Genomic DNA, 12549 nt, shown 5'->3' with positions numbered 1-12549 from the left:
TCAATATCATTGGTACGAATATGCACTTCCAAGTTTGATCATGATCGTGATACTTGCAACCTTTGTAGGAGTCTGGGAACTCTGGTCACTTGTAATGATCTTCGTTTTTCGATGATAATGGGAAACTGAACCAATACATTGAAAAGATTGACTGGTCGCCATATATATGCGAGTGCCTAGCAAGCTTCACGCCATGGATTGTTATAGCAGCCTATTTTTGTCGCGGCCCTAGGATCAACAGAAACTAATCCACCAGCATTCGTCTACCTGCACTACTCATCTACTTTAATTCTCTGTGAACATGCTACTACAATGAGATTGGCAAATGGAAAAACTACTTAATGGTGAAAGGGTATATCAGTCTCACAGCCAAAACAATACCCACCTGGCTAGTATTTATCAGAGTCTTCTCACCATTCTAAAACATTTCGATTGGAAACTCCCCAAAAAGGTTATATGTATAGTCCTATTTAAGATCTTCTATGAAGATATTGATAGTTTCCGATTTCTTCGTGCCCCATTATCCTGGTGGTGGGGAAAGGCGATATTTTGAAATAGGGAAAAGACTAATTGAAAGGGGCTGGCGAGTCGAAGTAATATCCATGAAAATTAAAGGTGTTAAGGAAAAGGAGGATATAAGAGGTTTAAAAGTCCATCATATCGGTCCTGTGATAGGGGATCCTCCAAAGAGGAGTTTTTTGGATTTTTTGCATTTCATGTTGGCTGTTATATTCTGGATCCTATCCCATGATTATGATATTATCGATGCCCAGACATATGCCCCACTATTACCAGCTTTTATAGCCTCAAGGATTAAAAGAACGCCAATGGTTGCAACAATCCATGATGTAAGCTCCACTTTTCCCGATCAGTGGATACAATCATCGAAAACTGCTAAATTAGCCGAGAAAACACTCCTAAGACTACCATATGACAGGATAATCACCGTAAGTAATGCAACAAAAAACGCATTAATCAAAGATTATGGAATAAAACCCGAGAGGATCCAGGTCGTCTATAATGGTGTTGACTTACCCCTAGTAGATTCGATAAAAGCATCAAGAACTCCTGATACTCTGATTTTTGTAGGGAGGCTCGCACCTCACAAACATGTTGACCACCTCCTAAAAATAGTGAAAGAATTAAAAGATGAGATCCCAGATATAAGATTGAAGATCATAGGCAGCGGCGTAGAGAAAAATAGACTTCTAAAACTTGTGAAAGATTGTAAGATAGAAGATAGGGTGTCATTTTACACGAATCTTAGATATGCTGATGTTATATATCATATGAAGGAGTCTTCTATACTGGTCCTCCCATCAACAAGAGAAGGGTTCGGGATGGTTCTTGCTGAAGCCAACGCATGTAAACGACCGATTATAGCTTATAAAAGTGGAGGGGTTATAGAGGTTATAAAAGATGGTGAGAACGGATTCCTAATCGAACCCCTAAACATAAAGTCCTTAAGAGAAAAAATAAAAACACTACTCCTAGATGAAAAACTACAAGAGGAAATGGGAAGAAATGGGAGAAAAATAGTCGAAGAAAAATTCAACTGGGACAAGATCATAGATGAGATCATTAAAACATATAAGGGTATGTGATTCAAAATGACAAGGGTATACATAGTCACACCAGAATACAAGGGCAAAAACTTCCTTAAAAGCTACCTTGATTCCCTCTAAAACAAACCTACAACGAATTTAAGATAATAATCATTGACAATTCAGAAAATAATGACTCATCAAAATATTTACGGGAAAATTACCACACTTGGATAGAAAATGGCAAACTAAAAGTAATAAAAAATCCAAAAAACTTTGGTTTTGCCAAGGCAAACAATCAAGGAATCAAAGAAGCATTCAAAGATCCTAAATGCAAATATCTGATCTGCCTCAACAACGACACCACAACAGAACCAGATTTTATCGAAAATTTTGTTAAAATGGCCGAAAAACATCAAAGGGCCGGGAGTATCCAAGCAAGATAATATGGGGACAAAACCCCAAGCTTATCGATTCAACTGGCCTAGAATACTCAAAGAATGGTCTGGGATTCAACCGGGGCGCCTACAAAGCAACTGAAGAATATGATAATGCAACTGAAATCCTTGGATGCTGCGCTGCCGCTTGTCTATATAGTAGGGAAGCCCTAGAAGATGTTGAAATCAACGGGGAGTATTTTGATGAAGATTTCTTCGCATATTATGAAGATTTTGATCTGGCATTAAGATTAAGATTGGCCGGGTGGAAATCATACTATTGTCCCGATGCGATTGCATATCATCACAAAGGAGCCTCAAAGGGGATTTTAAGCGACTTCACAATATACCATAACTGGAGAAACTACACATGGACTCACCTTAAAAACATGCCAGGGCCTCTTCTTGTCGCATATTCGCCTTTATTCATATTAGCAGAAATTTTACAAGTTCTTTTAAATTTAAAAAGGAAAAAAATGGATCATTTTCCGGGCAAAATATGATGCCTACAAAAATATAATATCAATCATGAAAAAAAGGAAAATGGTCAAAAAAAGAATAAATCATAGCGAATTTAAAAAGATTCTCACATTTAAATGGCGGGTGAAAGTCCCAAATATATGATTGGAGGTTTTGTAAAAAGTCCTGTTTTTCCCTATTTCGATGAGGTTTTTACGTGCCTACGTAGATGTTATTGAGCTTTGTTTCCCGGTATCCTTGTCAGTTGCTCCTTGAATAGCCTTTCATCACCCATTATCATTTTCATTACTGATGGCCGCCTCCGCCAGATTTCCAAAATTATATACTGAAGAGATCCATTGCAAACCGATGCTTACCTTTCTTCATGTCTTTTTTTGAGTGGTATCCATGCTGGTTGATTTTAGTTTTTCGTTTATGTGCATCTTTTTCTTGGTCGAATGATTTATCCATACAAAATCCCGCCGCTCTGTATTTCCTTGTTAGATGGTATTGCATCCTTTGTTTCATGGAGACTCCTGACTACTCTGTGTGCTAATATAACCTGTTCTTGTGCATCCAGTGCAATCTGATTTTTAGTGTAACTTTTTCTCTGTTTTTTTTGCGTGATCTGGCTTTATAGCGTATCATGAAGTTACATATCCTGTTCCATCGATAGAGATCCAAGTATCCTCTATATTGAATAAATGCACCGTTAACTCAGGCCTCTTCCAGCTCCCCAGGATCATGATGCACTTAAATGAACCTTTGAAGTGTGACACATCCTTCAAGCTGAGCATTTTGAGTACTGAAAGCATTAAAGCTATCAAAATACTTGAGCCTATAATTTCATCTTCAATGCCATAAATGGTGCTGAATGTACTTATGCTTTGGCATGGTACTTGAATAATTGGTAAATCCTCCTCCACTTAAATGCAATATCTTTAAATTTTATTAACTGTTACTATATACTATGTTAGAGGCTCAATGAGGGGGTCACCTTTCAAAGGTTGATAATTAATACTTATGTGACCCCTGATTATAGCCAAAAAATATTATACGGAATCGAGTTCTAAAAAACTTTAGAGATAGGTGGAATAAATGAAGATAGTTTTTATTCATCAAGGTCCACATCCAGTTCACGCAGCATTTGCGGAAACCATAACTGATAAATGGGAGTTTTATGGAGATAACCGTAAATCTATAATAAAGATTCTTTTTAGTTCAATTATTAAAGATAAATACAGGGCTGATGTGGTTTTTTCTGAAGGCGGATTGGGGCTACCTTTAGCAATTCTTAAAAAAATTAAGAACCCCAGGGCAAAGATCATACTTCTCAATGCAGACGCCTTCTTTTATCTTATTTCAAGGAGTATATTCCCTAAGAAGTTGCTGATGAAGTTTTTATTGTCATTTGTTGACCATATAATAACTGTATCCAAAATGAACAAGAGATTGGCATCTAAATATTTCAAATCCCGAGATATAAAGGTTGTCCACCCATTTGGCGTTAATGTAAATTTTGATATTAGCTGTCCACTTGACACATCAAACATACTCTTCATAGGGAGTCACAGAGCTGATAAACGTTTTGATAATCTTGTTGAGGCCGTGAAGATTTTGAATGATGATAATGGGAATTTTCAACTTTATCTTATTGGGTCTTGTTGCGATATTATTGAAGAGAAGCATGACTGGTTACATAAGATTGGCTTTACGAAGCATCCTGAGAAATACTTTAGTAGATGTTCTTTTTATGTTCATCCGGCGGACTTCGAACCATTTCCTGTTTCTGTACTGGAGGCCATGTCAGCTGGTATCATACCTATTGTTACAGAGAATACCGGTCAATCTGAGGTTTTCAGGGAGCATGGTCTTGATTTTTTAATTTTAAAAGACAATAAACCTAAAACAATAGCTGAAAAGATAATGAGAGTATACAATAGGCCATTGCATTGGAAAAGGAAAATTTCCAGGAAATGTAAGGACATCAGTCGTCGATTTTCAAAAGAAAGTCAAGTTAAGGAATTCAAGGAAGTTTTTAACAAGACATTGGAGGAATTAGGATTATAGATTATTTGAGCAAAAAATTTTATTGGACCACCAAGATTTTTCAGTCAACCAACAATCCATTCTCTGTACTATTATTTAGGTTAGGAGTTTTTAGTGAGTGTGAATGTGATTTTAGGCAATTAGGGGTTGTAAAACTTACAAAACGTGACATAGAAAGTGGGTTGTTCCCTGCTCTTCTCTCTATCTCTCCCCATAAACTTAACATAAACTGGAAAGTAGCTAAATTGCTTGTTGATCAAAAAGATAAGGAAGTGATAAATATAAAACCTCTAAATTTAAAAATAATGAACGTCGCTTTGTCATCTTTTTTTGAAACATTCGTTGAAGAACCATATCATGTCCCATCCACGGATAAAGATAAAATAGTGATAGATATAGGTGGAAATGTTGGTGATACAGCGTTATATTTTGCCAACAAAGGTTATAGAGTTTATTCTTTTGAACCAATCCCAGAAGTGTATCAAGTGGCCCTCAAAAATATTAAATTAAACTCTCATCTAGCTGATAAAATAACCTTTGTAAATAAAGCTGTGAACAGCAAGGAAGGTCGCGCTAAAATAAGCTACCAAGGTTTAAATAAAGGGGGAGAATCCAGCATTCTCATAAAAGCAGATAACGCCTTAGAGGTAAATACTATAACATTAAAAAGAATATTAAAACAATATGAAATAGAAGACCCTTACTTATTAAAGATGGATTGTGAAGGTTGCGAATATAAAATAATAAAAGAACAAGACCTACAAATGTTCAATAAGATCATCCTTGAGTACCATACTTTTTTAATCAAGAAGCCCCCAGAGACCATCATAGAAAAATTAAAAAATGAAGATTTTAAAATTGAAAAGAGAATGGATAATCGTTTCCTTGGCATAAGTATACTCCATTTTAGCAAAAAGTAATCAAGAAAATAGGCATTCTTCATTCTCTACACCTCCATACCCCCTTTTTGTAATGAAAATAATATGATGTCAGCAAAAATATTGATCTTTTTTAAAGAAAATCTTCAAACCATTTACGGCTATAGTTTGCTGCTTTTTTCGCATCTTCACTTGTGTTCTCGGGTAATACTTATCACAAAAAGAAACGTTAAAATCAGGCCCGGTATTGGAATTTTGCAGGTTTTGTGGTTATCAAAAAACACCGTAAAACCATGTGAAAATAACATTTATCACCCTTTCAGGTAAGTAAGCTTTAAAAGACGTGAAAAAACAGATAAAGGAAGAAAAATTGGAAAAGAGGCCCCCTTTACACTTCACAAGATTGCAATGATACTACAGTGGAACTGCAGTAAAATAAGAGTAAAATGAAGACTCATGACAGATGAAAACACTAAAATAACCAGGCAAGGAAAAGGAATTCCATAATACAAAAGAAGCAAAAGGGGGCGGTTAAAAGGGCCGTTCAAGAAGGTGAAACCGAAGACAAGCCATTGGAAAGTCCCTTTAGGGCGTTGGAATAGAAACTACAAAAAATTGCAATGGTAGGATGGAACTCAAAAAATCAGCTAGCCTAGAAGTTTAGACCAGACTACATGTATAGAGCCACTCAAATCGAGCCCTTCCCATTTTATATATGGACATTCCATAATTTAATGGCTCACTGACATCATTTTCGATATTGACGCTTGACTTCCACATTTTCAATATATCCCAAGATCTGTACTGATCATGGTTGAAGACACCTGTTCTTTTTCCTCTGCCTTCACTTCGACATTTTTCTTCTGATTTCCAAATTCTTTTTGGACTTGCATGCGCCATGTACATGTTGCAGCTTTCCATGGATTTAATCCTTTCCTCTAGATATTATTAACAATTTCATTTTAATATTTTGGCTTCCCTTTTCTTCTTGAATATGCTATTTTTTCGAGTATCCTCTTGTACTTCATTATCTTTGATTCCCCCGATTCCACCTCTAGAATGTGTAGATGTGGATCTTTGAGAATTCTGCACATACTTTACCACTTTCCACTATTCTACTAAAATCTCCATGTATTTTGTAGCTCTCTCTCCATTCTTACAATTCCTTAGGTGAGTTCGGTTTTTCTTGCCAGTTTACCCATACACCTTGTTTTGCAAAATATATTCCCAAAAAAGTCATGTTAAATATTCAAGAGTACTATTTTCCATAGAAGGGGCAGGCATTTACCAAGAAAGCTAAAAGAGAACCTTCCAACATATTTTTTCCGGTTGAAACCTTTCTAGATCTTATACTTATATCAATGAGAACATCCCAACAATGGATAATTTCAAAAAAGCTGTGGTAAACATTAAACAAATTCTCAGAAACAGTCCCAAAGAAAGTTTTAGCCTGCTAAAAATATTCGAATTTCTTCACTAAATAAGGGCCTGCCTTAATAGAAGTTTGTGAAGTCGAGGGTTCACCTGCTTTTTCATTATTGGGTCATAATAACAATTAAGTTATCCTTTAATTGTTCATATACCACTTATTTTATAAAAAACCCATTTTGGATCCGTTATAAGGTGAGTGGAATGCAGATTTCACCTCATTTTTTATAATATATTCTAAAGCTAATAAATATATGGGGCACACATTCCTGACAAAAAAGCATTTTTAATACAGAATTTATTTTTTCTGGGTGATTTGGAGCATGTTGGGGTGTGAAAATGTCACAATGACATTTTAATTAATTTTTTGCTTGCTTTTTGATTTCTCTTGTCCTCTGAGCATGTAAGAATGACACTTAATCTTTTTATGGTTTTTTGGTGATGTATAATCACTAGATGCTTTGTCGAGGCGGTGGAATGGATATATTTTTTCAACGATTTTTTCTTTCCCATTTTCCTTCTCTTTCTTTTTTAAATGGTTAAAATGTCACATTATCCAATGAATGTAACCTCTTCCAAAGTTGGCCGGGCCCAAAATCCTTGTAAGATATGGGAAGGTTACAAATGGGAGAAGATATTGTAGAAGTTGTATCGTCGCGTAATAGATAATATCATATCACTTACTGGAATAATCTTGTTTAAAAGAATTAATTTTAATCTTGAAATCTGCATGGATCTTTATTTTAATTACAGAATTATTTTCGGATTTTTACAGTTATAGAATTTCGGCTAATTTTTTTTGAAAGGTCTTCCGGGGGTGTTGGATCTTTTTTGGGAGTGGCTATTTTTCTTTTTCTGGTTGTTTGTATTTTTTAGTTGTTTTGTTACTTCTATTTTCTTTTAGTAATTTTTCGTATTTTTCATAGATTTCTATAAGTTCTTGGAATTCAGGTTTAGGTGCTATGATCACTTCTTAGTCGCATTTAAATCCATGGGATTCTATCTCTTCTTTTTTTAAATTGATTATAGCTTCTAATGGCGTGATTTTCTTTTTTCTGTTTGTATTCTTGCTTATAACATCGAATCACGGATTCTAAAAATTTTATAATATAATCTTTAAAATCTGTTATATAAAAATGGGTATGTATTTTTGATTTTTTAGCATTAGCTGTAAAAGTAGATTTTTATTGTTAGGTGTAGGGGCTTATTAGAATTTCCTTTTTCGAAAGCATAAGTGGGGAGGATTATATTGGCGATTAATGTGGTGATCTACAAGTTTAGGTCATTTTCTTTTTTCTCGAAATTTAGGATCTATTGAAAGTGTTATGTTTAGATTATCTGGATAGTGTTCATTTTAACATTTATATATGAGTTATGAATATATATTCATAATGATGCTCAAAATTTTCAGAAAGAGATCCTAAAGCAGATTAAAGGAAGGTGGTAAACTATGTGCAGAAGGTTTAGGTATGTAGGTCCTTGTAAGTGTGGTTTCGGGTCTCATGCATATTATGAAAATGTGAGAGGAAGAATTTACCATGTATCAGAGATATACCCTTACTATTTTATGGGATACGGAAGAGGTGGTTTCGGACCGAGAGATGTGCGATATCCATACTATCTGAGATATAGGAGCTTGAAATTTTAAAAGAAGAGAAAAAATGGATCGAAAGAAGGATAAAAGAATTAGAAGAAAAAATTAAAGGAAAAGAATAATTGGGATCATTATTATCGCAGCTTTTTGTAATGGAAAGAATAAACCTCAATTTTATCAAGAATCCCAAGGGGAAGTAAGGATCAAAGAACGACTAAATGTAGGGAGCCGAATTTAAAGTTTGAACTTTGTATGTAAAATCCAAGTTATGGCTTTAGCAGGTCTTTTTAGATCATCCTTCGGGATAACTGTTCTCGTACAAGATAAAAAATAATGAGGGTCGAGGGCTTTCGAAATGAATTCATATATTCTGTATGGTGGAGGAAGCTAAGATTGCAGAATATCTTGAATCTGCCATGGATGGTTAAAGGGAATTTTGGCTCTAAAAGTATTTTTTTCCGATGAGAGCAGCTACTATTAGGGTTACTCCTATTAACAGGGGTGCTATAGGCGTTCCTGTCTCTTTTAATGGGGTGGCGTAATTTTTTGGCTGTGACGATGTGATATTGGTCGTCCTATTTTGAGCGACGTAATCTTCTTTGTAGGCCTTTGTGGGATAGTATTGGATTTTACCTTCTATTGCGTCTTTTATCGCGGAATAGGTGATGGAAGCCCCCACGTCCAAGTCTTTTCTTGGTATGCTAGGGTTTTTTGTGTTTAACCATATTTTCCAGTGATCTGAAGTGTAAGGGCCCATCGACATTAAAGTGTAGAGGTCTCCTTCGACATATTCAATTTTAGGCGCATAGTCAAAGACTTGAGCTTCATAGACCTGGTGATTTTCTTCCGATTCTTCGGTAATGTAATGTGGAGCGCAGAATGAATCTGTTATGTAATGTGAGGCTACTCCAAAGCAGTAACTTGCATATTTGTAATCTTTTTTGTCCCATGCGTCTTTTCCTTTTATGAGCCACTTTTTCGCTTCATAATATGCTGGTGGGAAATGGTGCCTTTTAAAGTCTTTAAATTTCTGGTCGGGGTCATCTGACCCGTCTTTCATGGCTTCAATGTCAATTTTTTCTCTATATTCCCTGGGAAGGCTCTTATAGATTTGATCCACTGTATTGTAATGTGTGTGCCATTTCCATGCAAACGTGGTTGAAGCCAGTAAGATTAAAATTAGCAGGATCATGTGCAGAAGTCCTATCATACGCCTTATAATAACACCTCCCAATTTTGCGATAGGAGATCTCTACACTCTAAGGGGATGATGGATAAAGTCTCCGATTATGAAGATTTTCTTAACATTATTTGGGAACCAATAATTTATAAACTTTTTTTAGGGAAGAAAATCTATGTTGGCATTTAAAGAAAGAATCGACCAGCATGTACACTTCTAAAAAATAGCAAATAGTTTTTAGACGAATATGCGTGAAATCCGAATTGACAAGAGATCATAGAAATAGAAATGATGTGAATAAATTTATTGGGTTCTTCCCTTCAATTTTTTAGCCTCTATAATCTCCTCGTTCTAAGCACTTCCAATTTAGCAGGGTAAAAGAGTAGTACTAATTACCTATGATCCTCTGGAACATAAGTGAGATTTTTTGCTGTGATAGTTTTTCGCGGAACGAAGTTTATTGTTTTGCCTCCATATTTTCACTGTTTCTATAAGACCGTTCAAAAGTATTAGCGCTGAAATTTGTCATGGAGAAAGTATATGAATGTTTCAAAAGGGAGGTTTGATGGGGTTTTAGGAGAATGGAGGATTCTTTTTCACATGGATATAATGACCTTTCAAAAAAAGGAGGGTTTTTACTTCAATTTGCAGTTACACGTGGATATTAGAAGCACCTAAAAATATTGTAGGACAGAAAAATATGGTTTTTTATTAAAGTGTGGGGTGGAAGTTTTTAAATGAGAGGTGGGGTTTTATTCTGTTAGGGGAGTGCGCGAAAAGTATAATGTTAGGTTTTGGTTACATTTTCTATCTTGTATTCTATGTTTTCTTCTTCGAGTTTTCTTGCTATGCTTTTACTCATCTTACCCACCGCTAATACTAGGACGTCCAGGCCTCTTTTGGCCGCGGCTAGGGTTGCTTCTGGTGTTGCGAATTCAAAATCGACTCTTAGGTTTAGTTTGTTGGCCGCTGCCCTTGCTACCGTCCCCATTATACCGACTTTGTCGTAGCCTTGATTGTAGATCTTTTTTATCTTTTGGAGGTTGGCGGCTCTGGATCCTCCTTCGTTTATCCTTGGGAGTACTAGTATGGTTGCTCTACCTTTTCTGAGGTTGATTAGTCCGCTGAGCTCCGTTAATGCCACATCCTCTCCTTTTTCGGCATCTTGCAGGACCTTCCCGTGGGCTTGGCCGTTTTTTCTCTTTTTCGCGTATAGTATTCCATCTTCCATGAATAGTTCGACTTCGTCGCCTTTTTTGAGGTTTTCTTTTGCTATGGCCGGCCATGTTGATTTGTAGGTGCTCATTGTCTCTAGTACGCTATCGGCATATTTTCTGAGTGTTATAGCTTCTCTTTTTAGTTTTTCCAGTCCTTTTTTTGTTAGTTTATAGTATGATCTTCCATCTCCTGGTTCTATATAGCCTTGGTTTGTTAGTGCTTTTATGTTCTCGGAGACGGCTTGTACTGTTACGCCTAGTTTCTCAGCGATGTCCCTTTGTCTTATGTGGGGTTGGTTTTCCGCTATCTCGGCTAGTATCTGAAATCTTGTGAGTTCACCTTTCTTTTTGAATACTCGCATGCTGTTTCACCCTATCTTGCCATTAAGTGCATTATCGAGTAATTCTAGGAATTTTTCTTCGGTTCCGTGGGGTATGTAGGCTCCGCAGGCCATTGCATGTCCTCCGCCACTTCCCCCGACTTTCTCTGCTATTTTACCTATTATGGATCCGAAGTGTATCCCATCTAATGCGAGGAGCCTTGAACAGCGCAGGGAAACCTTTGTGCCATGTTCCTTGACCCCTAGGCCTATTATGGGTTTTCTCCAGTCACCGTAGCCTATTATCATCCCTGCTATGGTGCCTATCACGTTATCTCTTATCTCAGTGGTTTTGAAGTATTGTAGGTTCCTTTTTTGTTGTAGGAGCTCCTCTCTTTCTATTAGTTCTATTTTCTCTGCCAAGTATCTTCTATGGGCTCTTGTAACTGTTTCCAGTTCGTCTAGTGCCTTGTCTCTTTCTCCTCTTAGTATTTTGAGGGCTAGTTTGATGTCGTTGTTTCGATTGCAGGCGTTTATAGCCGTGGAGAATTCTGCCAAGTCGCGGAGTGGTGTGTATTTTTCTTCTCCTAGGAGGTCATATGCCTCTGTGGATACTAATTGTGGAATATATTTCACGTATTTTGGGGGCACTTTCCTTGATAGCATCTTAACTAGTTCTGAGAATAGTTTTCTTTTCTCTTCCATGGTTAGGTCACATAGGCAACGGTATCTTTCCCCTTCCTTATATGGTATCCTTAATTTTTTTAACAGTAGTATAGATTCTGTCCTGTTGTTGGTGATTGGCAGGTTGACGTCACTGAAGTATGATAAGGCTACGAATATGGGTCTTGTTTGTCTGCCATATATTGATAGGTCTTCTATGATATCTATTTGCCCCAGTTGCTTGCTATCCTCTAGTATTTGAGCGTTTAGACCTGTTAGTTTGCCTGTGAGCGAATTTTGAAGGTCTCCTACGGCTGATAACACGCCCATCCAGCTTAGGTCATGATGGTTGAATTTTTTTGAGAGGAGGTATGCCATTCCACCGCCTGAGACTTGGGTTGAACCGTCTATCCCATGTTTTATTGGGTTCAGTTCTAGTAATTGTCCTTTCGGGTTTTTTCTTGGGAGTGGTGGATGGTGATCCAAGATTATTATCTTGGAGTTGGATGTGGCGATTTCTTCTATTTGTTGGCCTGAGCCCATGTCTGTGAATATTGTGAGCTCGTTTTCTATTTTGATGTCTTCGACTTGGTTGAGGTTTATGAATTCTATTTCATAGTCTTTTTCTGTTCTTTCAAGGAGGGTTGAGATGATGGCCCCGGCTGTTATACCGTCACAGTCGCGGTGACTGTAAACTTTAATGTCCTCCGAGGATTCTATAATCTCTTTAGCCTTTAGGAGGCCTTTATCGAGTCCTGGGGGTGTTTTCATCCTATCATC

12 protein-coding genes are annotated in these 12549 nt (G+C 36.6%); 6 read left to right on the top strand and 6 right to left on the bottom strand.

What is annotated here, in order from left to right; translation table 11 throughout:
* Nucleotides 1-40: 40 nt before the first annotated feature.
* From ACZ5XX_RS06790 to ACZ5XX_RS06775, 4 genes are all read left to right on the top strand, one after another.
* Nucleotides 41-115 carry a hypothetical protein gene (locus ACZ5XX_RS06790; RefSeq protein ID WP_464586295.1) on the top strand — a complete coding sequence of 25 codons (75 nt, stop codon included), beginning with the start codon at nt 41-43 and terminating at the stop codon, nt 113-115.
* Nucleotides 116-125: 10 nt separating this feature from the next.
* Nucleotides 126-248 carry a hypothetical protein gene (locus ACZ5XX_RS06785; RefSeq protein WP_464586293.1) on the top strand — a complete coding sequence of 41 codons (123 nt, stop codon included), beginning with the start codon at nt 126-128 and terminating at the stop codon, nt 246-248.
* A gap of 234 nt (nt 249-482) precedes the next feature.
* A complete protein-coding gene (locus ACZ5XX_RS06780) occupies nt 483-1604 on the top strand; it encodes a glycosyltransferase family 4 protein (RefSeq protein WP_464583770.1) in 1122 nt (373 codons plus the stop codon).
* Between the two features lie 104 nt (nt 1605-1708).
* Nucleotides 1709-1990 carry a glycosyltransferase gene (locus ACZ5XX_RS06775; RefSeq protein WP_464586291.1) on the top strand — a complete coding sequence of 94 codons (282 nt, stop codon included), beginning with the start codon at nt 1709-1711 and terminating at the stop codon, nt 1988-1990.
* Nucleotides 1991-3084: 1094 nt separating this feature from the next.
* Here the strand turns inward: ACZ5XX_RS06775 and ACZ5XX_RS06770 are convergent.
* Nucleotides 3085-3366, bottom strand: a complete 282-nt coding sequence (locus ACZ5XX_RS06770) for a hypothetical protein (RefSeq protein ID WP_464583768.1) — start codon at nt 3364-3366, stop codon at nt 3085-3087.
* Between the two features lie 172 nt (nt 3367-3538).
* Between ACZ5XX_RS06770 and ACZ5XX_RS06765 the strand changes: the two genes are divergently transcribed.
* Nucleotides 3539-4510 (top strand): glycosyltransferase family 4 protein, encoded by a 972-nt coding sequence (locus tag ACZ5XX_RS06765; RefSeq protein ID WP_464583765.1) that lies wholly within the window; start codon nt 3539-3541, stop codon nt 4508-4510.
* A 161-nt stretch (nt 4511-4671) separates the two neighbouring features.
* The gene (locus tag ACZ5XX_RS06760; protein WP_464583763.1) at nt 4672-5409 is read left to right on the top strand and encodes an FkbM family methyltransferase; all 738 of its coding nucleotides are present in this window, start codon (nt 4672-4674) and stop codon (nt 5407-5409) included.
* A gap of 1933 nt (nt 5410-7342) precedes the next feature.
* Here the strand turns inward: ACZ5XX_RS06760 and ACZ5XX_RS06755 are convergent.
* The 5 genes from ACZ5XX_RS06755 to recJ all read right to left on the bottom strand — a co-directional run bounded on the left by ACZ5XX_RS06755 (nt 7343) and on the right by recJ (nt 12540).
* Nucleotides 7343-7447 carry an oligosaccharide flippase family protein gene (locus tag ACZ5XX_RS06755; RefSeq protein WP_464586289.1) on the bottom strand — a complete coding sequence of 35 codons (105 nt, stop codon included), beginning with the start codon at nt 7445-7447 and terminating at the stop codon, nt 7343-7345.
* 189 nt (nt 7448-7636) lie between these two features.
* Nucleotides 7637-7765 (bottom strand): hypothetical protein, encoded by a 129-nt coding sequence (locus ACZ5XX_RS06750; RefSeq protein ID WP_464583761.1) that lies wholly within the window; start codon nt 7763-7765, stop codon nt 7637-7639.
* A 1066-nt stretch (nt 7766-8831) separates the two neighbouring features.
* Nucleotides 8832-9599, bottom strand: coding sequence for a zinc dependent phospholipase C family protein (locus ACZ5XX_RS06745; RefSeq protein ID WP_464583759.1), 768 nt, complete (start codon nt 9597-9599; stop codon nt 8832-8834).
* A 757-nt stretch (nt 9600-10356) separates the two neighbouring features.
* Entirely contained in the window at nt 10357-11148 is a 792-nt protein-coding gene (locus tag ACZ5XX_RS06740; protein WP_464583757.1) for a DUF7839 domain-containing protein, read from the bottom strand.
* Between the two features lie 6 nt (nt 11149-11154).
* A complete protein-coding gene (gene recJ / locus ACZ5XX_RS06735; protein WP_464583755.1) occupies nt 11155-12540 on the bottom strand; it encodes a single-stranded-DNA-specific exonuclease RecJ in 1386 nt (461 codons plus the stop codon).
* Between the last annotated feature and the right edge of the window lie 9 nt (nt 12541-12549).

The sequence above is a fragment of the Methanothermobacter crinale genome (assembly GCF_055397825.1).
The sequence above is the reverse complement of the archived record's forward strand: the minus strand, read 5'-3'. Positions and strand labels throughout refer to the sequence as shown.